General features: G+C 64.0%; 24 protein-coding genes. 11 read left to right on the forward strand and 13 right to left on the reverse strand.

The window, feature by feature from the left end; all coding sequences use genetic code 11:
- Positions 1-83: 83 nt before the first annotated feature.
- The 4 genes from HYH08_RS18455 to HYH08_RS18470 all read right to left on the reverse strand — a co-directional run bounded on the left by HYH08_RS18455 (position 84) and on the right by HYH08_RS18470 (position 3,893).
- Positions 84-629: a VOC family protein gene (locus HYH08_RS18455; protein ID WP_220011223.1), complete on the reverse strand. Its 546-nt coding sequence runs from the start codon at positions 627-629 to the stop codon at positions 84-86.
- 183 nt (positions 630-812) lie between these two features.
- Positions 813-1,781 carry a Bug family tripartite tricarboxylate transporter substrate binding protein gene (locus HYH08_RS18460; RefSeq protein WP_220011224.1) on the reverse strand — a complete coding sequence of 323 codons (969 nt, stop codon included), beginning with the start codon at positions 1,779-1,781 and terminating at the stop codon, positions 813-815.
- 11 nt (positions 1,782-1,792) lie between these two features.
- Positions 1,793-2,686, reverse strand: a complete 894-nt coding sequence (locus tag HYH08_RS18465) for an MBL fold metallo-hydrolase (RefSeq protein ID WP_220011225.1) — start codon at positions 2,684-2,686, stop codon at positions 1,793-1,795.
- Positions 2,687-2,690: 4 nt separating this feature from the next.
- Positions 2,691-3,893, reverse strand: a complete 1,203-nt coding sequence (locus tag HYH08_RS18470; protein ID WP_220011226.1) for an ABC transporter substrate-binding protein — start codon at positions 3,891-3,893, stop codon at positions 2,691-2,693.
- 166 nt (positions 3,894-4,059) lie between these two features.
- On the opposite strand from HYH08_RS18470, the gene HYH08_RS18475 reads away from it, so the two are divergent.
- The 6 genes from HYH08_RS18475 to HYH08_RS18500 all read left to right on the forward strand — a co-directional run bounded on the left by HYH08_RS18475 (position 4,060) and on the right by HYH08_RS18500 (position 9,054).
- Complete coding sequence (locus HYH08_RS18475; protein WP_220011227.1) at positions 4,060-4,755, forward strand: TetR/AcrR family transcriptional regulator; 696 nt, start codon at positions 4,060-4,062, stop codon at positions 4,753-4,755.
- Positions 4,733-5,284: a carboxymuconolactone decarboxylase family protein gene (locus HYH08_RS18480; RefSeq protein ID WP_220011228.1), complete on the forward strand. Its 552-nt coding sequence runs from the start codon at positions 4,733-4,735 to the stop codon at positions 5,282-5,284. The genes HYH08_RS18475 and HYH08_RS18480 overlap by 23 nt, the downstream gene beginning before the upstream one ends.
- 9 nt (positions 5,285-5,293) lie before the next feature.
- Positions 5,294-6,139 (forward strand): SDR family NAD(P)-dependent oxidoreductase, encoded by an 846-nt coding sequence (locus HYH08_RS18485; RefSeq protein ID WP_220011229.1) that lies wholly within the window; start codon positions 5,294-5,296, stop codon positions 6,137-6,139.
- Positions 6,140-6,248: 109 nt separating this feature from the next.
- Positions 6,249-6,833: a HutD/Ves family protein gene (locus HYH08_RS18490; protein ID WP_220011230.1), complete on the forward strand. Its 585-nt coding sequence runs from the start codon at positions 6,249-6,251 to the stop codon at positions 6,831-6,833.
- Positions 6,834-6,943: 110 nt separating this feature from the next.
- Positions 6,944-8,125, forward strand: coding sequence for an adenylate/guanylate cyclase domain-containing protein (locus HYH08_RS18495; RefSeq protein ID WP_220011231.1), 1,182 nt, complete (start codon positions 6,944-6,946; stop codon positions 8,123-8,125).
- Positions 8,126-8,256: 131 nt separating this feature from the next.
- Positions 8,257-9,054: an adenylate/guanylate cyclase domain-containing protein gene (locus HYH08_RS18500; RefSeq protein ID WP_220011232.1), complete on the forward strand. Its 798-nt coding sequence runs from the start codon at positions 8,257-8,259 to the stop codon at positions 9,052-9,054.
- Between the two features lie 13 nt (positions 9,055-9,067).
- On the opposite strand, the gene HYH08_RS18505 is transcribed toward HYH08_RS18500, so the two are convergent.
- Positions 9,068-13,546, reverse strand: coding sequence for a tetratricopeptide repeat protein (locus tag HYH08_RS18505; protein WP_220011233.1), 4,479 nt, complete (start codon positions 13,544-13,546; stop codon positions 9,068-9,070).
- Positions 13,547-13,968: 422 nt separating this feature from the next.
- Between HYH08_RS18505 and HYH08_RS18510 the strand changes: the two genes are divergently transcribed.
- Positions 13,969-14,226 (forward strand): hypothetical protein, encoded by a 258-nt coding sequence (locus HYH08_RS18510; protein WP_220011234.1) that lies wholly within the window; start codon positions 13,969-13,971, stop codon positions 14,224-14,226.
- Between the two features lie 15 nt (positions 14,227-14,241).
- Here the strand turns inward: HYH08_RS18510 and HYH08_RS18515 are convergent, their stop codons facing one another.
- Together HYH08_RS18515 and HYH08_RS18520 are read right to left on the reverse strand one after the other, a co-directional pair.
- The gene (locus tag HYH08_RS18515) at positions 14,242-14,475 is read right to left on the reverse strand and encodes a hypothetical protein (protein WP_220011235.1); all 234 of its coding nucleotides are present in this window, start codon (positions 14,473-14,475) and stop codon (positions 14,242-14,244) included.
- Between the two features lie 346 nt (positions 14,476-14,821).
- Positions 14,822-15,859, reverse strand: coding sequence for an AraC family transcriptional regulator (locus tag HYH08_RS18520; protein ID WP_228747914.1), 1,038 nt, complete (start codon positions 15,857-15,859; stop codon positions 14,822-14,824).
- Positions 15,860-15,940: 81 nt separating this feature from the next.
- Between HYH08_RS18520 and HYH08_RS18525 the strand changes: the two genes are divergently transcribed.
- Positions 15,941-16,975, forward strand: coding sequence for an SDR family oxidoreductase (locus tag HYH08_RS18525; RefSeq protein ID WP_220011236.1), 1,035 nt, complete (start codon positions 15,941-15,943; stop codon positions 16,973-16,975).
- Between the two features lie 29 nt (positions 16,976-17,004).
- On the opposite strand, the gene HYH08_RS18530 is transcribed toward HYH08_RS18525, so the two are convergent.
- The 5 genes from HYH08_RS18530 to HYH08_RS18550 all read right to left on the reverse strand — a co-directional run bounded on the left by HYH08_RS18530 (position 17,005) and on the right by HYH08_RS18550 (position 19,162).
- Positions 17,005-17,451, reverse strand: coding sequence for a globin family protein (locus HYH08_RS18530; protein WP_220011237.1), 447 nt, complete (start codon positions 17,449-17,451; stop codon positions 17,005-17,007).
- A gap of 337 nt (positions 17,452-17,788) precedes the next feature.
- Positions 17,789-18,388 (reverse strand): PepSY domain-containing protein, encoded by a 600-nt coding sequence (locus HYH08_RS18535; RefSeq protein ID WP_220011238.1) that lies wholly within the window; start codon positions 18,386-18,388, stop codon positions 17,789-17,791.
- Positions 18,389-18,392: 4 nt separating this feature from the next.
- Entirely contained in the window at positions 18,393-18,695 is a 303-nt protein-coding gene (locus tag HYH08_RS18540; protein ID WP_220011239.1) for a hypothetical protein, read from the reverse strand.
- Positions 18,696-18,753: 58 nt separating this feature from the next.
- Positions 18,754-18,972, reverse strand: a complete 219-nt coding sequence (locus HYH08_RS18545; RefSeq protein WP_228747915.1) for a hypothetical protein — start codon at positions 18,970-18,972, stop codon at positions 18,754-18,756.
- Position 18,973: 1 nt separating this feature from the next.
- On the reverse strand, positions 18,974-19,162 hold the full coding sequence (locus tag HYH08_RS18550; protein WP_220011240.1) for a hypothetical protein: 189 nt from the start codon (positions 19,160-19,162) through the stop codon (positions 18,974-18,976).
- A gap of 168 nt (positions 19,163-19,330) precedes the next feature.
- Here HYH08_RS18550 and HYH08_RS18555 point away from each other — a divergent pair, with 168 nt between their 5' ends.
- From HYH08_RS18555 to HYH08_RS18565, 3 genes are all read left to right on the forward strand, one after another.
- On the forward strand, positions 19,331-19,567 hold the full coding sequence (locus HYH08_RS18555; RefSeq protein ID WP_220011241.1) for a hypothetical protein: 237 nt from the start codon (positions 19,331-19,333) through the stop codon (positions 19,565-19,567).
- Positions 19,568-19,897: 330 nt separating this feature from the next.
- Complete coding sequence (locus tag HYH08_RS37505; protein WP_228747916.1) at positions 19,898-20,083, forward strand: hypothetical protein; 186 nt, start codon at positions 19,898-19,900, stop codon at positions 20,081-20,083.
- 8 nt (positions 20,084-20,091) lie between these two features.
- A complete protein-coding gene (locus HYH08_RS18565) occupies positions 20,092-20,691 on the forward strand; it encodes a TetR/AcrR family transcriptional regulator (protein ID WP_220011242.1) in 600 nt (199 codons plus the stop codon).
- Between the two features lie 55 nt (positions 20,692-20,746).
- Here HYH08_RS18565 and HYH08_RS18570 read toward each other — a convergent pair whose 3' ends face one another.
- A complete protein-coding gene (locus HYH08_RS18570; RefSeq protein ID WP_349631439.1) occupies positions 20,747-21,520 on the reverse strand; it encodes a TetR/AcrR family transcriptional regulator in 774 nt (257 codons plus the stop codon).
- Between the last annotated feature and the right edge of the window lie 81 nt (positions 21,521-21,601).

Genomic DNA, 21,601 nt, shown 5'->3' on the forward strand with positions numbered 1-21,601 from the left:
TGCCTCGCTGAAGGTTCGGGCACGATGTTGATGTTAACACAGCTCCCAACTGGCGCTCTAGAGGCGAGGTGAACCGAGGGCCGCTAGCGGCTCGACGCGTTTGTGACGACCTCGCGGATCGGCCGCGTGCCGTCCCAGTTCAGCGCGGCCTGGCGTACCTTCTCGAAGAATGGCCCCTTGGTGCCGCTGATGTCGGAGATCTCGATGACGGTTCCGGGATGCGCCTGCGTGTCGAAATAGGCAAAGCGGCCCTGGTCACCGCCGATCTGGCCCTCGTGGCCGATCCTGTAGCCAAGCCCGATCGCCCTGTCGTAGAGCGCCTGGTAGTCGCGGCTCCAATAGGACATGTGCTGCAGGCCTTCGTAGCCGGCGTCCAGAAATTCCTTGTACAGCGAGGGCGCGTCGTTGCGCTGCTGGATCAGCTCGATCTGGAGATCGCCGGAGTTCGCCAGCGCAATGCTCATCTCGACCGCGGACTCCTGGCCGCGATGGCGGAACCAGTCGGTCTTGACGCGGTCCATGTAATACCAGGGACCGACACCCATCACCTCGATCCAATGCGTCATCGCGGCGTGGATATCCCGCACCACATATCCGTTCTGGCGCACCGCGCCGAAGATGCGGCTCATGCCCGCGCTCCTGTTTTCAGCTTATTTAACTCGGATTGTCGGCCTGCATGGTTCGAGACGCCCGCTTTGCGGGCTCCTCACCATGAGGGTCCATATCCCGCCGCGAAACCAGTCTCATCCTGAGGAGACCGCGCAGCGGTCGTCTCGAAGGATGGTCGCACGCGAGTCTCCCGCCTCGCTTGTTCAGTTCACCTCGATGCCCGCATCCTTGGCGACCTGCTTCCAGGCTGTGATGTCGCGGGCATTGATGTCACGCTGCTCGTCGCCGGGCACGAATTGCGGGGTGATGCCGAGGCCCAGCAGCTTCTGCTTGACCTCGGCATCATCGAGCGCGTCCTTGAGCGCCGCCTGCAATTTCTGCGTGATCGGCGGAGCAAGGCCGGCCGGCGCATACATCGCCCAGGACAGGCTGCGGTCGAACGGCACGCCCTGGTCCTTGTAGCTGGCGACATCGGGCAGGCTCGGCGAACGCTCGCCGCAGGCCGCCAGAGCCTTGATCGAGCCGTCCTTCACCAGCGGCGTTGCGGTCGCCACGTCGAGTGTCGCGAGCCGGATGTGGCCGCCGAGCAGGTCGCCGGCGAGTTTCGCGATGCCGTTGAACGGCACATGCTCCATCTTGATGCCGGTCTGCTGCATCAGGATTTCGGCGCAGAACTGCCCGGTCGAGCCAATGCCCCAGCTGCCGTACTGGATCGGCTCGCCCTTCTTGGCCAGCGCGATCAGGCCCTTGATGTCATTGGCGGCGAAATCCTTGGTCGCGACCAGCATGATCGCGGAGACGCCGACGCGGCCGATCGTCGTAAAGTCCTTGATCGAATCGTAAGGAAGCTTCGGATAGATCGCCGGCGCCAGCACATGCGTGGTCATGCCGCCGACGGTGATGGTGTAGCCGTCATTCGGCGACGTCGCGACCATCTGCGTGCCGAGCGTGCCGGCCGCGCCCGTGTGGTTCTCGATATAGATACTCTGCCCGAGCGTCTTGCCCATCTTGTCCGCGAGCAGCCGTCCGACCACGTCGCCACCGCCGCCGGCGGCGTAAGGCAGCAGCATGCGAATCTTGTGGGTCGGGTAAGCGGCGGGATCCTCGGCACGCGACGGCAGCGTTGCCGACAGAAAGGCGAGAAATGAAAGCGTGACGGTGCGCAGCATCATGATGCCATTCCCTAATCTTCGAAACGAAATCTATAGGCGTCGCCGTGCCTGACGACGCGGCCGGCGGTCGGCGCCGGAAAATGGCCTGTCAGCAGATAGCTCGGCGTATCCGCAAGCTCCTCCAGTAGCGCCATTCGCGTCGCCACCGCTGCGGCCGGATCGACATCGGCGGCATTGGACAGCCACGGTGCGGCGCACTGGATCGGATGGTGGATGACGTCGCCGGACATGACCGCGTGATCGTGGCCGCCATTGAGATGGATCTGCATGTTGCCGGCGGTGTGACCCGGCGCCGGCGCGAAGCGCAAGGCGGCGTCGCTATCCCGGAACAGGCGATGATTGGTCTCGACGAATTCGGCAAGGCCGGCTGCGACCACAGGCAGCACGGAATCCTCGAACGACCCGTGGTTCACCGGGCTCTTCGGCCCGGCACTATGCGCGGCCTCGAAATGCCGGTACTCCTCGCGGCCCATCAGATAGCGGGCATTGGGGAAGGTCGGCACCCAGCGGCCATCGAGGAGCCGCGTGTTCCAGCCGACGTGATCGACATGCAGATGCGTGCACATCACGAAGTCGACCTCTTCGGGCGCGACGCCCAGCGCCTGCATATTCTGGAGATAAGGCTGGTCGAGATCGTTCCACACCGGCACGCGCGGCCGCTTCTTGTGGTTACCGCAGCAGGTGTCGACGATCGCGGTCCAGTGCGGCGTGCGCACCAGATAGGAGTGGTGGCTGAGGACGAAGCGGCCGGTCTCCGGCTCGATATAGCGATGATCGAGCCAGCTCCGGTTCTCCGCGATCACCTGATCGGTGACGTTGGCGAACAGCCAGGTCTTGTCGAACGCAAGTGACGGGATCTCGCTGACGAGATCCACCCGCATGCTGCCGATCCTGATTTGCCGCATGGTTTCAGTTCTTCAGGAGGTCGCCGAACGGTACCCAGCGCGTGCCGTCGAAACGGATCAGCTGAAGGCTCGTCATCGGCGTGTAGTGCTCCGGCGAATTGTTCACCGCGGTGCCGTTGATCAGCATCGGCAGCTTGACGTCCTGCAGGCTTGTCGCCTGCTTCATTACATTGGCGCGGGTGAGGTTGTTGCCTGAGGCCTTCAGCACCGTCACCAGCGTCTGCGCGATCGTGTAGCCATAGACGTTGAGCCAGTCGCTCTTGTTGGCCTCCGGCAGGTACTTGTCCATGAATGCCAGCCATTCCTTGTAGCCGGGGTCATCTTTGTTGGCGGGATCGGTCGCGTCCTTAAGATACTGGCTGGAGATCACGCCCGTCGAGTTGTCCTTGCCGGCCGGCTCCAGCACGCCCCTGATCGAGGCCGAGACGTTGGAGATGATCGTCGTGGGCTTCCAGCCGATCTCACCGATCTTGCGGATCGCTTGGGCTGCAAACTTTGGTGTCGCCGCGACCAGCACGACATCGGCGCCCGCGGTCTTCAGTTGCAGGATCTGGGTGTCCACCGTCGGCGCCGAGGTCTCATAGGCCGCGCGCGCGACAATCGCTTCGCCGCTGCCGAGCCCTTCCTCCAGCGCCTTCAGATAGTCCTTGCCGAGATCGTCGTTCTGGTAGAGCACGCCGATCTTCGCATTGGCGTGGCTCGCCTTGATGTACTTAGCGTAGGCAATCGCCTCGTCGCGATAGGTCGGCTGCCAGCCGACGGTCCACGGAAAATTCTTCGGGTCGTCCCACTTCGCGGCGCCGGAGCCCAGGAACAGCTGCGGCACCTTGCGGTCGTTGAGATATTTGTGGACGGCGCTGTTGGTGGGTGTACCGACGCCGCCGAAGATCAGCAGCACCTCGTCGCTCTCGACCAGTTTTCGCGTCTGCTCCACCGTCTTCGGCGGGCTGTAGGCATCATCCGCGATGATCATCTGGATGCGGCGGCCGTTGACGCCGCCGTCGTCGTTCACTTTCCGGAAATAAGCTTCGGCCGATTTCGCGATTTGCGCGAAGGCCGAGACCGGGCCGCTCAGCGGCGCGGTGGTGCCGATCTTGATGGTCTTGTCGTCGGCGCCGGGATCGTACTTGCTTTGGGCGGGGGCGGCGCTGGCGGCTAACAGCGGCAACAGCATGCAGGCCGCACGAAGGCTGGCAAAGCGCGCCATGGCGTCATCTCCCCAAATTGCTCCCCGCCTCTCAAGGGGCGGAGTTGAAACGCGAGAACAGCGCCCGCAATCAGCTTGCAGGCCGCGACCGTTGCCGCCAGACTGGCGAAACGAACGATCGTTCGTACGGTTGACTAGCGAACGATCGTTCGTTAGTCAAGCCGTCATGGCTCTCCACACCTCCAGCACGGCACACGCGGCTGCGCCCACGACGCGCCAGCGCATTCTTGACGAAGCGCTCAATCTGTTTGCGCAGAGCGGCTATGGCGGCGCCTCGATGCGCGAGCTGGCGCGCCGCGTCGGCATCCGCGAAAGCAGCCTCTACAATCATTTTGCCGGCAAGGCCGCGATCCTCGAAGCGATCGTGAGCGAGCATGGCCCCGCCAGTTCTGCGAGCCGGCTGGAAGAGCCGCGCTACAAGCAGCTGTCGCGCCAGCCGGCGGCGTTCTGCCGGCTTTTCGCGCTGGATCTCGTCGAGCAATGGTCCGAGCCGCGCGAGCACCAGTTCCAGAAGGTCATCACCGCAGAGCGCAACCGCGTGCCCGGCATCCGCGCCAAGTTCGCCGATCAGTTCTATGCGCGCGAGCAGCGCCTGATGACGGATTATTTCCGCGGTTTTGCGCTCGCCGGCCTCATCTCGACGCCTGATGCGCGCGAGACCGCGCGGCTGTTCGCGGCCGGGCTCATTTACATCCGTCTCGAGCACTACGTGATGGGTGCGACGCCGTCGCCGCGACCCAAGGTGATCGAGGCGATCGACCGCTATCTCGCCTTCTTCCTGTCGCTGATCGCGGCAGGCCATGATGACAACAAGAAACGAAAACCCAAGGGAGAGAACCGTGGCAAGGCTGCCCCTGATTGATCCGGAGACGACGAGCGGCGACATCCGCGCCTCGTTCGACCGCATGCCGGTCAAGCTCAACATCTTCCGCATGATGGCCCATGCCGAGGCCAACATGATCCCGGCGATGCGGCTCGGCAACTCGATCCTGCACAAGCAGAAGCTCTTGGCCGTCAACCGCGAGCTGCTGATCCTGCAGGCCGCGCAGCTCGAAGGCGGCGCTTATGAATGGCGCCAGCACGTGCCGATCGCGCTCGGCGTCGGTTGCACGCAAGACCAGATCGATGCGGTGGAGCGCAGCGACTACGAAGCTGCTGCGTTCAGCGATGCCGAGCGCGCGCTGCTCAAATTCGGCCGCGAGGTCGTCGAGAACGTCCGCGTGTCCGAAGCCACCTTCGCGGCTGCGCGCGCGCATTTCAGCGACCAGGAGATCGTCGAATCCATCGTTGCGCTCGGCTTCTACATGATGATGGCGCGCGTCACCGAGGCCACCGAGACCGATCTCGATCCTGCGGCCGGCATGCAGGTCTATGACGGCGGCAAGAGATAGGCGGCTGCGATGAGCGAGACCGAGAGCAAGCCGGAACGCTACGTCCGCCCGCCCAGCGCGGAGTCCCTGGGCGAGGCGCCGGGCAGGGGACGGCTGAAGGGCCGCCGGATCCTGATCGTCGGCGGTGGCCAGCGCGTGTTCGACGCCGCCACCGATCCGATCGGCAACGGCCGCGCCATGAGCATCTTGTGCGCGCGCGAGGGTGCGAAGGTCGCGGTGGCCGATCTCAACCACACCTCCGCGCAGCAGACCGTCAAGCACATCGCCGATGAAGGTGGCGAGGGCTTTGCCATCGCCACCGACGTCACGAGCGAAGCTGAGGTGCGACGCATGATCGACGAAGCGCATCGCGCGATGGACGGCCTCGACGGCATGGTGCTGAACATCGGCACCTTCGGCAAGATTGGCCTCGACAACGTGTCCCCTGAGGAGTGGAACAGGATCTACGACGTCAACGTGCGCGGCCCCATGCTGTGCTGCCGCGCAGGCCTGCCCAAGTTCGACAATGGCGGTTCGATCGTCTTCATTTCCTCGATCGCCGCGCTGAGGGCGGGATCACAGATGGCGGTCTACGATTCCTCGAAGGCCGCGCTCGGCGGCCTGATGCGCAACATCGCCCATCTCGGCGCGCGCCGCGGCATCCGCGCCAATCTCGTCTATCCCGGCCTCGTCGACACCCCCAACGGCCGCGAGGCCGGCGCCGGCCGCCCCAACCGCGGCAAGGGCCACGTCCCCTTCGGCCGCCAGGCCACCGCATGGGAGATCGCCTACGCCGTGCTGTTCTTCCTCTCGGACGAGAGCGTCTATGTCACCGCGCAGACGCTGGCGGTCGATAGCGGGTTGAGCGGGATGTAACCTCCGTAGCCCGTCGGCAGATTTGTGCATCCGGTCGGCGAGGTCAGCCATGCCGCGCACGATGTGCTAACACATCCGCTCTCATGCCTCTCGCGGATATTCCCACCCCATGAAAACCACCCTGCTCAAATCCGAAGACTACACCCGCTCACCCTGGAAGAACGGCGGCGGCATCTTCACCGATATCGCGGGTGCCTATCGCGCAGGCAGCCCGACCAGGGACTGGAATAGTCTGCTGTGGCGCTTCGCCTCGACGCCGATCGTGGCGCCCGGTCCGTTCTCCCACATGCCGGGCATCGATCGCCTCCAGATGGTGGTCGGCGGACGCGGGCTGGTGCTGAAATCGCCTACGCAGGAATTCGACGAGCGCGAGCCGTTCACGACCGTGCGCTTCACCGGCGAGATGGAGATCGTCACCGCGCTCGAGGCGGGTCCGGTCGAGGTCGTGAATCTGATGGCCCGGCGCGGCGCCGCGGAGATCGAGCTCGTGGCTCTGAAAGAGCCCGCCGACCGGTCCTTGCCGGCTGGAACGCACCTGGTTTATGCGGCTTCCGGCGATTGCGGCATTCGTCTCAATAACGAGGATTTTGCGATTTCGCACGAATGCACGCTGAAGGTGGAGTTGACCGAGGCGTCCAAGCTGACGCTTATCTCGGGGCTGGCCGTGCTGGCGTCGATCCGGCTGATCGGCTAGGCGGAAGCCGTCGCTGCGGCGTGCGAACAATCCGCGCAACTGGCCAGGTTGGCGCGGTGCCACCGGCGCACTATATCTGCGCAGATGCAGACCGCCGCCGAGGGCAGGATATGAACGCACCAGACAAAAGCCCTACACTGTCCGACGGCGTCGTCCATTGGATGATCAATGGCACGCGCGGCGAGCGCTTCATCGACAACATCTTTGCCGAGATGTGCAACCGGCTTCAGCAGGCCGGCATTCCGCTGAAGCGGGCGACGTTTCACGTGCTGATCCATCATCCGCAATGGTTAGGGGCGCGCTTCATGTGGGCCGACGGCATGCGCGAAGCGGAGATCGCGCTGGTCGATTTCGACGTCCGGGGGCGCTCCGAATATATCGGCAGTTCCGCCAACGAAATACAGGAGGGGGCGACCGAGGTGCGCGAGAATCTCGAACGGGATCCGGCACTCGGCCGCAAGCACGCGCTCTATGACGAGATGCGGGCGAAGGGCCTCACGGATTATGTCGCCTGGCCGCTGTACCACACACTCGGGAAGCAGCATCTCGTCACCTTCGCGACCGACCGGCCTGGCGGTTTCGACGAGGCCCATATCGTTGCCCTCAAGAACGTGTTGCCGGTGCTGGCGCTTGTCAGCGAAATCCGCGTCAAGAACCGCCTGGCGCGAACGCTGCTTGAGACCTATGTCGGCGCGCATGCCGGCGAGTTGATCCTGGCCGGCGCCACAAGGCGGGGCACCGGCACGACGGTGCGCGCCGCGATCATGATCTGCGACCTGCGTGACTTCACGAAAATCTCCGACAACTGGCCGCGCGACGACGTCATCGATCTCCTCAACGACTATTTCGACGCGATGTCGGAGCCGATCGCGCGCCACGGCGGCGAGATCCTGAAATTCATCGGCGACGGCCTGCTCGCGATCTTCCCGCTGAGCGACCCCAGTGCCTGCGCCAACCTGCTGCACGCCGTGACCGAGGCCCGTGACGCCATGGCCGCGCTGAATGCGCGGAACAACGGCACGGGCCGCGCGCCGCTGAACTACGGCATCGGCGTCCATGTCGGCGACGTCATGTACGGCAATATCGGATCGTCGAGCCGGCTCGACTTCACCGTCATCGGCCCCGCCGTCAACATGGCCTCGCGCCTGGAGGCGCTGACCAAGCAGGTCGGACGGCCGGTGCTGTTGTCACGCGACTTCGCCGAGCTGGTGCAGCCGAAATTCCAGCTCGAGCGAATCGGCAAATACGAGGTGCGCGGCTTCAGCGATCCGATCGAGCTGTTCGCGTTTTAGCCTGGCTCAGGGACGTGATCGCGAGCTGACGCGAGAGCTCTCCGGTTCGGAGTCCTGTTGCCAACGCGGGAGTGGGCGACTACGCTTTCCCAAAGGTAGTCTCACACGTTCCTGCGATTGGCCGCACGTTCATGCCAAAATTCCTGCGCATCGGAGTCCATCAGTCGAACGTATCGGGCTACACGTCGAAAGCGTGGTGCATCAGGCGAACGGGCTCGACGATTTTCCTGAAATGGGGCGCGGTCGAGGTCCAGGGCACCGGTGCCGTGCGAAAGGTCTACTGGACGCGCCTGCCGCAGGAGAAGACGATCCGCTGCCGCACCGCGCAGCGCGCCCAGGATTATGCCAAGGCCGCGATCGCGCGGCGGCGCAGCCATCGCTATGAACCGCTGACCGGCTCGATCGCGAACCGGCCCCGATCGGTCGAGCCCGCTGCCGGCCTCAAACAGGCTCTCGCCACCATCCTGATCGTCGACATCGTCGGTTCGACTGCAAAGGCGGCCAAACTGGGCGATGCGCGGTGGACCAAGGTGATGGGGCATTATTACGCCGCGGTCCGCAAGGAGCTGAAGAGCTCACGCGGCAAGGAAGTCGTGACGACCGGTGACGGCGTGGTCGCGACTTTCAAGGCGCCGGGCGCGGGAATCACTTGCGCCAACGCGATCCAGAAGGCGGTGCGCACGCTCGGCCTCGAGATCAGGGTGGGGCTGCACGCCGGCGAGTACACGATCAGTGGCGGCGAGATGGTCGGCCTCGCCTTCCACATCGTCACGCGCGTCGCAGCGAAAGCGCGCGCCGGCGAAGTTCTGGTGTCGAGCGCGGTAAAGGATCTGCTGAAGACCCAGTCCGCGGTCGGCTTGAGGGATCACGGCCTGCACCAGCTCAAAGGCGTGCCGGAGCGCTGGCGGCTCTATCGGGTCGAGAGTTAGTGGCTGAGCTCGGTTATGCCTCGGCTGGCAAGCGCAGGGACGGCTGTTGCGATGAGCGCCGCGCGGACACCAGGCCGTTCAGTTCGTGGCGAACATTGTCCACGACGCTGGCCCAATCGTTACGCGCAGGTTGCCGGAACAGCCGCATCGACCGGTACCACGGGCTGTCGTCGCGGTTCAGCAGCCAGCGCCAGTCCGGGTTGAACGGCAGCAACGTCCAGATCGGGGCGCCCAGGGCGCCTGCGAGATGAGCGACGCTGGTGTCGACCGAGATCACCAGGTCGAGGCAGGCCATCAGCGCCGCCGTGTCGGTGAAATCCGTCAGCTGGTCCGTCAGGTCGACGATATCAGGGTGTTGGTCGAGGAAGGCCCGGTCCCGATCGCGGGGACCCTTCTGCAGGCTGACGAACCGAACATCGCAATCGAGCAGGGGCGCAAGCGTGTCGAGGGGGATCGATCGATCCCGATCATTCTTGTGGGCCGGATTGCCCGACCAGACCAGGCCGACGCGGAAACAATCGTGCAAGCCAAGCCGGTCGTCCCATGCTGTCACGCGTGCCGCCGGGGGCGCGGGAAGATACGGCTCAGGGCTCGGGATCGTGTCGAGCTGCGTCCCAAGCGCCAATGGCAGGCTTCCAAGAGGACAATGGAGATCGAACGGCAACGCTGACGCAGACGGCCGGTCGACACACATTGCGACGCCGGACACATCGGCAAGCAGCTGCCGGATCGGCGGCTGGACCTCCAGGATCACGCGTGCGCCGAGCGCGGCCACCATCGGGACATAACGCGCGAACTGGATGGCGTCGCCAAATCCCTCGTCGGCATGCAGCAGGATGGTCTTGCCTTCGATCGATTGGTCGCCGAGCCAGAGGGCTTGCGAAAAGCCGCGATGGAGCAGGCCGACGGACAACCTCCAGCGCGCTTCGCGTCCAAGCCAGCCCGGCGCGAAGTCTCCGGTCAGCAACTGAAGTGTCGCCAGATTGTAGGTCGCCACCGCATTGTCCGGATCGACCGTCAGCGATTGGCGAAGGGTCGCGAAGGCTTGATCCAGCAATTGCAGGTTCAGCAACACCAGCGCCTTGTTGGACAGCGCGCCGGAAAATTCCGGTTGAAGTTCGAGCGCCCGATCGAAACAGGCCAACGCCCGGTCCAGTCGGTCAAGCCTCACCTGAAGCACGCCGAATTTGTTGTGCGTGTCCGCATCGCCGGGGTCGAGCGCAAGGGACGCTTCATAGGCGGCCTCGGCGTCGTCGAACCGCCCCGTCTCTTGCAGGCAATCGCCGCGAATTTGATGCAGGAGTGCGGAATTCGGATCTGCTTGCGCGGCGGCATCGAGGCATTCGAGCGCTTCGGCATACCGTCCGAGATTGAACAGCAGTCTTCCGCAGCTGTTCGCAGCCTCCAGATAGGAGGGATGCAGCTCCAGCGCCCGCCGGAAGTGCCGCAGGGCCTCGTCGGTGCGCTGGCGTTGCCAGAACATATGGCCGAGATGATTGGAGATCACCGCTTGCTGTCGTCCGGTGATCGGGGCCATGCGCCGGAGCGGGTGTGCTCCCGGCCGCCATTCGCAGACCCGCCCATCGAGCGCACTGCGAACGCGGTCCACGACACTGGCCCAGTCGCCGCGCTCAGGCTGCCTGAACAGCCGCATCGAGGAATACCACGGGCTGTCGTCGCGGCCGAGCAGCCAGCGCCAGTCCGGGTTGAAGGGCAGCATGGTCCAGACCGGCGCGCCGAGCGCACCGGCGAGATGCGCAACGCTGGTATCGACCGAGATGACGAGATCGAGACAGGCAACGAGGGCCGCCGTGTCGCTCATATCCGTGAGATCGTCCGAGAGGTCGATGATGTCAGAGCATTCGCGGAGAAACGCCAGATCCTCGTCTTGGGCACTCTTCTGCAAGGAGACGAACTGGACGTCGCAATCGAGCAGCGGCGCTAGCGTGCGCAGGGGCATCGACCGGTTGTGATCGTTCTTGTGACCCGGATTGCCCGACCAAACGAGGCCGACACGGAAACGATCGTGCGGGCCGAGCCGGTCCTCCCACGCCGCCATGCGCTCCGGCGGTGGCGCAGGAATGTAGGATTCCGCAAACGGGATCGTATCGAGCCGCGTCCCGAACGCGGACGGCAGCGTTCCCAGCGGGCAGTGCAGGTCGAACGCAAGCGACGTTGCCGACGGCCGGTCGACACAATCGGCGACGCCGGACACCTCGGCCAGCAGTTGCCGGATCGGCGGCTGGACCTCCAGGATGACCCGGGCTCCGAGCGCGGCCGCCATGGTCGCATAGCGCGCAAACTGAATGGCGTCGCCCATGCCCTCTTCAGAGTGAAGCAACAAGGTCTTGCCCGCGATCGGCTGGTCACCGCGCCAAAGGGGCTGGGAGAAACCCCGTTCGGGCAGGCCGACAGGAAGCTTCCAGCGCGCTTCGCGCCCGGCAAAGCCTCTCTCGAGGTCTCCGGTCAGCAACTGAATCGTCGCCAGATTGAAGGTCGCCGGCGCATTGCCAGGGTCGACCGTCAGCGATCTGTGAAAGGTCGCGACGGCTTCGTCCAGCAATTGCAGATTCAATAATGCCAATGCTTTGTTGTTGAGCACGGCAGAAAAATCCGGTCGAAGTTCAAGCGACCGATCGAAATGTGCAATGGCCTGCTCGTGTCGGCCCAGTCTTGCATGAAGCAGGCCGAAATTGTTGTAGGTCTCCGCTTGGCTGGGGTCCAGCGCGATCGACTTCCGATAGTCGGCTTCGGCTTCCTCGAAGCGGTTCGCTTCCTGGAGGCAAGCCCCGCGCATCTGATACAGAGCCGCGGAACCTGGATCGAGTTTCTCGGCGACGTCAAAGCATTCGAGCGCTTCCGCGTAACGTCCGAGATTGAACAGCAGTGCTCCGCAGCAGTTCGCCGCGTCCAGATCGTGAGGGTGCAGCTCCAACGCCCGCCGGAAGTGCAGCACGGCCTCGTCCGCCCGCCCGCGTTGCCGGAACATATGGCCGAGGGCATTCGATATCACCGCCTGCTGGGGTTTGGCGTCCGGAGTCTTGCTCTGGAGTTGCTGTGCCCCTGACTGCCATTCGCAGACGCGCCCGTCGAGCGCGCGGCGGACGGCGTCGACGACACTAACCCAGTCGTCTCGCTCAGGCTGCCTAAACAGCCGCATCGAGGAATACCACGGGCTGTCGTCGCGGCCGAGCAGCCAGCGCCAATCCGGGTTGAACGGCAGCATGGTCCAGACCGGCGCGCCCATAGCGCCCGCCAGATGCGCGACGCTGGTGTCGACGGAGATGACGAGGTCGAGACAGGCAACGAGCGCCGCCGTGTCGCTGAAATCCGCAAGATCCTCGGTGAGATCGACGATATCGGGGTGTCCGTCGAGAAACGCCCGGTCTTGGTCCCGCGCGCCCTTCTGCAAGGAGACGAACTGGACGTCGCAATCGAGCAGCGGTGCCAGTGTGCGCAGGGGCATCGACCGGTTGTGATCGTTGTTGTGAGCCGGATTGCCCGACCAGACGAGGCCGACGCGGAAGCGATCGTGCGGGCCAAGCCGGTCCTCCCACGCCGCCACGCGCTCCGCCGCTGGCGCAGGAAGATAGCCATCCGCAAACGGGATCGTATCGGGCCGCGTCGTGCACGCCAGCGGCAGGCTTCCCAGCGGACAGTGCAGGTCGAATGCCAGCGACGGCGTTGACGACCGGCCGATGCAGGCCGCAACGCCGGTGGTGCCGCCGAGCAGCTGCTGGAGCGGTGTTGACACCTCCAGGATGACCCGTGCGCCGAGCGCTGCCAGCATGGGTGCGTAGCGCGCGAGCTGGATCGAGTCGCCGAGGCCCTCGTCGGCATGAAGCAGGATGGTCTTATCCGCGATCGGCTGGTCACCAAGCCAAAGCGGCGCGGAAAAGCCGCGATCGACGAGGCCGAGCGACGCCTTCCAGCGGGCTTCGCGTCCGGCGAGGCCCCGCTCGAAATCGCCGGTCAGCATCTGCAGCACCGCGAGATTCCAGATCGTGTTCGCGTTGCCGGGCTCGAGCGCTAGCGATTTGTGCAAGGCCGCGAACGCCTCATCCAGCCGGTGCAGGCTCCACAGCGCCCGCGCTTTTTCAGTGAGCGCTGCGGGAAAGTTTGGCCGAATGGCGAGCGCGCGATCGAAGCTCGCAAAGGCCTGCTCCATCCGGCCCAGGCGCGAATGCAGCGTGCCGAGGTTCTTGTGCGTCTCGGCCTCGAGCGGGCTCAGCGCAATCGACCTCTCGAAATCGGCCTGCGCCTCGTCGAACCGGCCGAGCCGCTGCAGGCAAAGGCCGCGGGTCTGGTACAGCGGTGCGATGCCGGGATTGTGCGTCTCGAACAGGTTGAAGCAGTCGAGCGCTTCGGCATAGCGGCCGAGATCGAACAGCGCCTTGCCCTGTCTCAACGCCTCGAAATGTTGCGGCAATTGCCGAGGTGCGACCGTGTTGGATTGCGGCTTGGCCGCGGCCGGGCGCTCTTGGCGATTCATGATTGGACCAGAAGGAGACAAATTATCTTGCGGACCGCCGGCTTAAGATTCAACCGTGCTTGCGGGATGGACCGAGCGCGACCATGGCGTCCCGCGGAGGCAGTTTCCGCCGTGAAGCTGGCGTGAGGCTGGCGGACGCCGTCCTGGACCCCGGTTGCGGGGATGGCTCCGAGCGTCCGAACGCTTGCGCGAATGGGCGAGGCCTCATGCCGTTCCAGCTCAACTTTGATTCACGTTCGCAGCGGGAGAATCCGCGCAAAGCTCCGTTTCGCCTTCGTGAAGGGTCCGCGCGTCCCGGCCAATCGAAAACCTCTTTGTGAGTTGGGAATAGAGGCGGGGCGCCGCACGTCTGGAGATGGTGGATCGGATCTCTTGCCGCGCGAGGGATCATCCAATTGAAAGGAACAGCAACGATGCCATCAATGAGACACCCCATCGGGTCAGTCCTGCCCAAGATCCTGTTGACCGGATTGATCGTCACCGCAATTTCCAGCACGCCGCTTCAGGCGCGTGAGCACCGCACCGGCGAGCGACACGCCGAACGGAGCATGCGATCGAGCATCCCGCGCATCGCGGGGGAACGCTGGTTCGCCGCCCCCGTCGCCAGTGCCCCGGAAGCAGCGCCCGCGGACCAGCCGGGCGGCGTTTGCGACCACGGGGATGATCCGATGATCTGCTGAAGCGCGTGCCCTCGATCAGGGGCGACCGCGATTGCTCGCCTGCGACGGCCCGCCGATCGTCTGGATCGGTTCACCGGCCGCGCGGTCGAGCGGCGGGTGCGGCCTGGCAAGCCCGGTCGTGCCGGGAGGTGTGTCGTTACTGGCTGTGCGCGTGTTGACGCGCTCCATCGTGACCGTGGACGCAACCACAATGGCGACGGCCAGAGCGATCGCACTCAAAACCAGGGTTGTCCGGTTCTGGTCTTCCATGACGGGACCTCCGCGGGACGGCTCCGTAGCGAGAAGGATAACGCGGGAGTGAGGATTTGGTTCTTGCGGTGGTCGGCGATCGTTCGGGGCGTTCTACCAATCTCGCGTGCGGCCGGTGTCCCGATGGGGAGGGGTGACGAGGCCCTGCGATTCATCGAGGATCTCAGTACCCGCTTCGGCGATCCGAAATGACGGTGCTGCTTAATTCAAGGCTTTGGCTGCTCATAGCGGTCGATCATTGAGTCCACCAGAATTTCGGCGGGCCGTATTTCGTCCCTCCGGCGCGTTAGGCATGGCCTGACCCTCTGGACAGAGCGGCCAAGATGATCGCCAATCGCTGGCGCGCTCACTCCCGCGCCTCGATGCTGATCGCCGCCTTCGGCAGCGAAAGATGGCCGTTGGCTTGCTTTCTCGCAGCATGCGGACCGGATGCACGGCCGGCGGTCCGGCATGCTCGGGGCGATTTGCCTGTCAGGCGCTTGAAGGCGTTGCTGAAGGCGCTCTCCGACGTATAGCCCAGCGCTTCAGCGATGATCGCTACGGGCGTGGCTTCCTCCCGCAGGGCACGTTCGGCAAGCCGCATGCGCCAGTTGGTGAGATAGGTCAGCGGCGCGACGCCGGAGACCCTTCTGAAGTGGGAGGCGAAGGTGGTGCGAGACATGGCGCAGGCGCTTGCGAGCTCCTCGAGGTGCCAGGATCGGCCGGGTTCGCCGTGCATCAGACGCAGCGCCGGCGCAATGCGGGGATCTCCCATCGCCCGCAACCACCCGGCGGGCATGTCGGTCGCTGTTTTCAGATGGGCCCGAAGGATCTGGATGAAAAGAAGCTGCGCGAGCTGGGCCGACGCGAGCTGAGCGCCCGGCAGTTCCGAGGCCCGCTCCTCGACCAGCCGGTCGAGCAGCCAGCGAAAGTTCATCGCCTGGGGCGATGACGCCTGGATGTGAATCCAGGGCGGCAAGATATCTGCGAGCAACCTGCCGCTCAGCGGGTCGAGCAAAACGTGGCCACCGATATGGGCGAAGTCATCACCGTCGCCGAGCTCGGCCGTTGTCGCGCCGGCGCCGGAAAACAGATCCATGGCGTCGACCGGCGCGGCATTCCGATCGCTGGCCAGGATGAAGGAACGCGGCGCTGCCAGCAGTCCGACGTCGCCGGTCTCAAATCGAAAAGGCTGAGCTTCGCCGTCGATCGTGACCCAGCAGCTCCCCTTCACGACGGCGAAGAACTTGATGGTTTTCGGCACCGGAAACCGGATGGCCCATGAGCCGCCGGCCCTGAAACCACCCGTCACCAGCGTTTCTGCCTGCGTGAACCTGAGGATGTCGGAAAACGGATCGTCGGACACATCAGGACTTTCGAGCAAGTAATGCGGACTTTCGAGCATTCACAATCCGAACAGATGGCCTCACAGATCGTCCAATTCAAGGCGGGAATTGAACGCCGATGCGGCCATCAGGAGAACGACATGAACGAAGAGACGGTGCTCGTCACCGGAGGCACGGGATTTATCGCGCAACATTGCATTCTGGCGCTGCTGGATGCCGGCTATCGGGTGCGGACCACGGTTCGGTCGCCGGCGCGTGAAGCGGAAGTGCGCGAGAACCTCAGGAACGGCGGCTGCGAGGCCGGAGATCGCCTGTCCTTCGTTGCCGTCGATCTCACCGAGGACCGGGGCTGGGTCGAGGCTGCCGCAGGCTGCAGCTACGTACAGCACGGCGCCTCGCCGACCCCATCGGGACACCAGGTTCGTGAAGAAGACTGGGTCAAGCCCGCCGTCGAAGGCAATCTCCGGGTCTTGCGCGCAGCGAAAAGCGCCGGCGTGAAGCGCGTGGTTCTGACTTCCGCCTTCGGGGCGATCGGGGTCGGCCACGAACCGATGAGCCGGCCGTTCGACGAGACGGATTGGACTAACCTCAACGGCAAGGTGGCGCCCTATCAGAGGTCGAAGACGCTTGCCGAGCGCGCCGCGTGGGCCTTCGTGGGTCGCGAAGGCGACGGGCTCGAACTGTCTGCCGTCAACCCGACCACTGTCCTCGGACCTGCTCTGGGCCCGGACTATTCTCATTCCGTTCGGCTGATCAAGAACATGATGGAGGGCCAGCCGGGCTGCCCGAAGGTCAATACTTGCCTGGTCGACGTCCGTGACGTCGCCGATCTCCACTTGCGCGCCATGACCAACCCCGCCGCCAAGGGAGAACGTTTTCTTGCGGCTTCGGGCGGCAGCCTGTGGCTGGCGGACATTGCGAAGGTGCTGCGCCAAGGCATGGGAATCGCTGCCGGCAAGGTCTCGACGCGAGTCCTGCCCAACTGGTTCATACACCTGATCGCGATCGGAAACCCCGCGATGGCGCAGATCGTGCCGCACCTCGGCGTGAACATGAATGCCACGGCCGAAAAAGCGAGAAGGCTGCTCGGCTGGGCTCCACGCTCGAGAGAGGATGCCATCCTGGCCACAGCCGAAAGCCTGGTCCGGCTTGGCCTGCTGAAAGGCGCGTCGTGAACGTGGACGTCCGGGCCCCGGCTGGAATATCACATCGGCTGTGACGGGCTGGCGAACGGCGGGGGTGGCGCATCGCCGACCGCGATCATGCGCTGCGCAATGACGCCGTAGACCTTGCGCCAGGCCTGCTCCAACTCATCGGTCCAGTTTGGCCCAAGGCCACGCGCAAGGCTCCAGAGCAGTGCTTCGCCGACGACAGGATAATGCTCGGCCCTTGCGCCATATCGCTGGTGATTGCGGCCGAGAACGTCGGCACCCCCCAGCAGCCCCGTCGCCGGATCGAGGCTGCCGACCAGCACGGCGAGTTTCGAAATGAAATCCTGCTTCAGCGCGCTCAGGTCAGCGGGAAACATCGGCCGGATTTCAGGCGCCAGCTCGAAGATGCGATCGTAAAACGCCGTCATCGCGTCATTGGCATTGGGGAATACCAGATCGAACGAAGTCCTGACGCGGACGATCTCTTCAGCCGTCAACATGCGCAACTCCGACCTTGCCTGGTGCGATCGACAGCGCAACGCGTGAGCTCGGATCAGTGTGCGCGTGCCTGGCAATCGTCGATGCCGGTTGCCCGGCACCGACCATGCTCATCGCAATGACATTACGATGCGAGCCGGGAAATTTCCAGATGTCGGGCAAGCTCGTGACAGTTAACTCAATTCAGCGATCTGCCCAAATAGAGTGCACTGTAGGGCAAGCTTCACTGTGCGGTCGTGCGCAATGATCGGGCCTGCTGACAGTATTGAGTGCACTGTAATTCCGCGGCTGGAAGTTCATGGCGAGTGTGCTCTTTGATTGCTGATGGACTTGTGCGTGTTAATCGCGCCTCGTGTCTTGCTTTCCGACCTTGGGAGGCTCGAGCAGCACCTCTTTCAAATGGTCTCCGGAAGCGACGATGATCACGAAGTTGAGTTTGCCGTCCTGTCGGATCAGACCGCCGGCCAGCGCGCTGCCGGCGGTCGCTTTCTCGGCGACCTGCACGGCATCGGACAATTCCGGCTTGATCCACTTCAAGGCAAGGATGTTGGCGATGTCTTCCCGATCGAGTTCCTTCAGCGACGACGTCACCTCCTTCCCGGTGATGTTTCCGGTATTTGCGTCGATGGCGTTCTCCCATACGTGCTCATTGCGGATCGTGCGAACGCGAAAGATGGGCGGGCCGTCGATCTCGAAGCTGATGTCGGCGGCCTTCGAACCGTCATGCAGGTGCTCAGCGATCGCCATCGCCCGGCTGAGCGGGACGCGTGTCGTGCGGAATTCCCTGAGTACGCGTTGGATGGCGGCCTCTTCGGCCCGGCTTTGCGCGCTCGCGCTTCGGCTGTCTGCGTCCGCAGGGTTTTGAACGTCAGCGACGGCGGCGGTCGCGGCGAGCGTGGCGGACCACATGATCAGGGCAAACAGATGCTGCTTGGACATCGGATCAATCTCGGTGTGGTGGTTGGTCAATCGCCCACAAGGGGCTGTGCGCGACGACGATCTCCTTGTCGGAGGGCGTGGGCGGCGACTGATTGGTATCGATCCTGACGAGGGCCGGCCCCTTCACGTCGGAGTGCATGCGGATCGCAGGCCGCGCAGGATCCGGCTCCGCGAAGCGGCTTGGCGGTTGGGGCGGGAGCACCCAACCGGTCATGCAAAGCAAGCAGAGCAGGGCGCCGCCGACCGACAGAAAATAGCCGCGCAAGGGAAGGGCGGTGTCGTTCGATCGGCTCGCCTGCATTGACATGACGGATCGTCGGCTCACGGCATGGGCCTCCCGACCGTGGCATCACTCTGTTGCATCGTCAGATGCTCCACGGGCGTGGATGATGGCGCGCACGTTCGGCATCGAGATAGCCGCGCTGGTCGAGCCATTCGGTCGGACAATAGGCTGCGGCTGTCGGATTGATCATGTGTCCATCACGCTGGAGCGCTATCCGTGTTCCGGTCACACCTGTCCACACGATCTCGCCGCTGGTCGGGTCCACTTCCATCCCATCAAAGACTTCGATGAAGTTCAGCATGTCACGCCACCGGTCGTGATCTCACGTCGCTGCGCGTGGCGAGCGAATGAGCCCAGGCGATCATGGCGATCGTGATTCCCAGCAGCAGGCTCAAGGCCACGAGGCACACGGCCACAACGATGTTCAACGATGCGGCGGCAAGTCCGGGCAGCGGATTTTCGCGCATCAAGGGGAACAGCAGGCTTGACATTCCATATCTCCTTAATAAAATACACCGTATAGTTCATATAAATCACGCACCGCGAATGGTGTCAAGACGACGGCCTCACAAGCGCGTGTGCAGGATCAAGGCGGTGAGGCTCCGCCAAACCACAAGCCTCGAGCAAAGAAAGGATCCAACTTGACGAGATTGACGCAAATGCTGTTCGCAGCGGTCGTGGTTGCGCTCGGCAGCGCAGCAGCATCCGCGCAGGAGAACCAGGGCACGGCGGAGCAGAGGGCAGCCTGTACGCCCGACGCCTTTCGCCTGTGCAGCGCCTACATTCCGGACCCGGCGGGTGTCGAAGCCTGCCTGCGGCAGAGGAAACCGGCCTTAAGCGAAGCGTGCAAAGCGGTGTTCGAGCAGGCAAGCACCGGCTCTGCCAGGGCCAGATAGGATTGATGCTGCGACCGGTGTGACGGGGTTGCCGTCCTGAATTGCATCGGCATCGCGGCCAGGAGACAGGAGCGATCTCATGAGCACGGTGTACATACCGGCCCTGGCTGCCTTCGGCGGCTCTGCGTTCGGCGCGCTCTCGACCATCGTCAGCGGATGGTTCAGCGGACGCCGAAAGCGTCGCGAGCTTCATCACGCCCGCTCGTTCTCGAAGCGCGAACAATTGTACCATTGCTTCATCGAGGAGGCGTCGAGGCTCTATGCCGAGGCCCTGGTCAATGATCAGGCGAAATCCCGCAACTGGTCAGCCTCTATACGCTGGTCGGGCGCATGCGGATCTTGTCGAGCAGCGAGGTTGTTCAGGCCGCCGAGAGAGCCGGGCACCTGATCATCGAGACCTATCTCTCACCAAATCGCACATTCGTCGATCTCCCCAAATTCATCGAGGAGATGGATCCCTTGCGGGATTTCGGAGAGGCCTGCCGCCGCGAGTTGATGAACATTCCCTCGCAGTGAGAGACGTTATGCGCAGCCAGATTGAAGATCGAACGAGCCGCGCCCGCCGCAGGATCGTGCAGGCCGCCATCCATCTCTATGGCGAGATGGGATGCGACAAGACCACCGTCGCCGACATCGCGCAGAGTCTGTCGATGTCCTCGGCCAACGTCTATCGATTCTTTCCCTCCAGGCGGGCGATCGAGGAGGCTGTGGTGCAAGAGGTGCTCGAAGAGACGGTCAGTGAAGCGGCTGAGGCGGCTCGGGGCCGTGGGCCAGCGCTGCGGCGCCTGGCTGCGATCCTGAAGGCAATAGCCGACTGCAATGGAGCTCGACCGGCGAAGCATCGCCGGCTGCAGGACCTGGTAACCCTGGCCGTCCGGCAGAACTGGACCGTCGTCCTCGCCTACGACGACAGGATCCGAGGGCTGGTGCGGCCGATCATCGGCGCGGGCCAGGCACGCAGCGAACTGCAGGGCGGCAGTCCGATGGCGCTGACCTGCTGCCTGCTCGAAGCCATGGACGTCCATCTCAATCCATCGCGGATCGGAGCTGCGACTCTGCGACCAAGTTTCGAGGAGATGTTGAGTTTTTGTACGAGCGCTTTGCGTCGCACGCCATTCCTGTAGCCGGACGAGATGACAGCTCGCGCGAAGCTCGGGTGCGCCGGCTAATGCGGATGAGCTAGTGCGTCCAGTCCGTCTCGCAGGCGGCCAGGAAAAAGCCGACGCGCTCGCGCACAAAGCCACGAAGTTCTTTCTCCAGGTCCTTCGAGGTCTCGCCGACCAGCGCGCGAAACAGCATCGGCAGCAGAATGAGATCGAGGAAGATTTGCGCGGTGGAGCGGCTCCGCTTGGCGCTGAACGGGCCTCTCGGCGTGCGAGCCAGCTTCTGAGTGGCGTCGTCCAGGAGCTGGGAGACTGCCGCCAGAGACCGGTCGCGGGCAGCGTCATGAACATTGCGGCTCAGCTCCGGAAACCGCTGCGATTCCGCGATCGTGGTGCGTACCATCCCGAGCGATTCCTTCAGGAATCGTTCGATGATCGCGGCCCCGAGGCTCATCAGCTTGTCCTCGATGGTGCGCCCTTCCGGCACGAAGCCGTCGAAATCCATCAGGCCGTCGACGTTGCGGGCCACCACCGCCGCGAACAGTGCTTCCTTGCCTGGGAAGTGGGCGTAGATCGTCGGTTTGCTGGCGGGTGCGAGCTCGGAAATGTCGTCGATACTCGCGCTGCGGTATCCCTTCTCCAGAAACAATTGCTGAGCGGCATCGAGGATGCGGGTCTGTGCATCGCCGGCAAGATCCTTGGGCGGTCTGCCTCGTTTGGTCTTCTTCATTTCAGGACTCCCAATCACGAGTCTGTGCGCGTCTGCATCCCTCTTGACACGGCGCGCGAAGATAGGCAAGAAAAAGAAAATATACGGTGTAGTTTGTTTATAGAGGCCGCTTGCCGCCACAAGCGGCGCGGCCGGGAGGCCGCACAGGGCGACGCGCTCGGCCTGACCCCCGACCCGAACTGAGGAGAATGTCGTGACTGT

Source organism: Bradyrhizobium sp. BR 10289, assembly GCF_019455385.1.
In the GTDB taxonomy this organism is placed as follows: Bacteria; Pseudomonadota; Alphaproteobacteria; order Rhizobiales; family Xanthobacteraceae; genus Bradyrhizobium.

Bases quoted from the DNA above. Each gene is read 5' to 3' on its own strand.
- HYH08_RS18475 (WP_220011227.1), top strand. From the start codon at position 4,060: ATGGCTCTCCACACCTCCAGCACGGCACACGCGGCTGCGCCCACGACG.
- HYH08_RS18510 (WP_220011234.1), top strand. From the start codon at position 13,969: ATGAGACACCCCATCGGGTCAGTCCTGCCCAAGATCCTGTTGACCGGA.
- HYH08_RS18525 (WP_220011236.1), top strand. From the start codon at position 15,941: ATGAACGAAGAGACGGTGCTCGTCACCGGAGGCACGGGATTTATCGCG.
- HYH08_RS18490 (WP_220011230.1), top strand. From the start codon at position 6,249: ATGAAAACCACCCTGCTCAAATCCGAAGACTACACCCGCTCACCCTGG.
- HYH08_RS18545 (WP_228747915.1), bottom strand. From the start codon at position 18,972: ATGCTGAACTTCATCGAAGTCTTTGATGGGATGGAAGTGGACCCGACC.
- HYH08_RS37505 (WP_228747916.1), top strand. From the start codon at position 19,898: ATGCGGATCTTGTCGAGCAGCGAGGTTGTTCAGGCCGCCGAGAGAGCC.
- HYH08_RS18565 (WP_220011242.1), top strand. From the start codon at position 20,092: ATGCGCAGCCAGATTGAAGATCGAACGAGCCGCGCCCGCCGCAGGATC.
- HYH08_RS18470 (WP_220011226.1), bottom strand. From the start codon at position 3,893: ATGGCGCGCTTTGCCAGCCTTCGTGCGGCCTGCATGCTGTTGCCGCTG.
- HYH08_RS18460 (WP_220011224.1), bottom strand. From the start codon at position 1,781: ATGATGCTGCGCACCGTCACGCTTTCATTTCTCGCCTTTCTGTCGGCA.
- HYH08_RS18505 (WP_220011233.1), bottom strand. From the start codon at position 13,546: ATGAATCGCCAAGAGCGCCCGGCCGCGGCCAAGCCGCAATCCAACACG.
- HYH08_RS18555 (WP_220011241.1), top strand. From the start codon at position 19,331: ATGCTGTTCGCAGCGGTCGTGGTTGCGCTCGGCAGCGCAGCAGCATCC.
- HYH08_RS18515 (WP_220011235.1), bottom strand. From the start codon at position 14,475: ATGGAAGACCAGAACCGGACAACCCTGGTTTTGAGTGCGATCGCTCTG.
- HYH08_RS18535 (WP_220011238.1), bottom strand. From the start codon at position 18,388: ATGTCCAAGCAGCATCTGTTTGCCCTGATCATGTGGTCCGCCACGCTC.
- HYH08_RS18550 (WP_220011240.1), bottom strand. From the start codon at position 19,162: ATGTCAAGCCTGCTGTTCCCCTTGATGCGCGAAAATCCGCTGCCCGGA.
- HYH08_RS18455 (WP_220011223.1), bottom strand. From the start codon at position 629: ATGAGCCGCATCTTCGGCGCGGTGCGCCAGAACGGATATGTGGTGCGG.
- HYH08_RS18520 (WP_228747914.1), bottom strand. From the start codon at position 15,859: ATGCTCGAAAGTCCGCATTACTTGCTCGAAAGTCCTGATGTGTCCGAC.
- HYH08_RS18540 (WP_220011239.1), bottom strand. From the start codon at position 18,695: ATGTCAATGCAGGCGAGCCGATCGAACGACACCGCCCTTCCCTTGCGC.
- HYH08_RS18485 (WP_220011229.1), top strand. From the start codon at position 5,294: ATGAGCGAGACCGAGAGCAAGCCGGAACGCTACGTCCGCCCGCCCAGC.
- HYH08_RS18495 (WP_220011231.1), top strand. From the start codon at position 6,944: ATGAACGCACCAGACAAAAGCCCTACACTGTCCGACGGCGTCGTCCAT.
- HYH08_RS18530 (WP_220011237.1), bottom strand. From the start codon at position 17,451: ATGTTGACGGCTGAAGAGATCGTCCGCGTCAGGACTTCGTTCGATCTG.
- HYH08_RS18500 (WP_220011232.1), top strand. From the start codon at position 8,257: ATGCCAAAATTCCTGCGCATCGGAGTCCATCAGTCGAACGTATCGGGC.
- HYH08_RS18465 (WP_220011225.1), bottom strand. From the start codon at position 2,686: ATGCGGCAAATCAGGATCGGCAGCATGCGGGTGGATCTCGTCAGCGAG.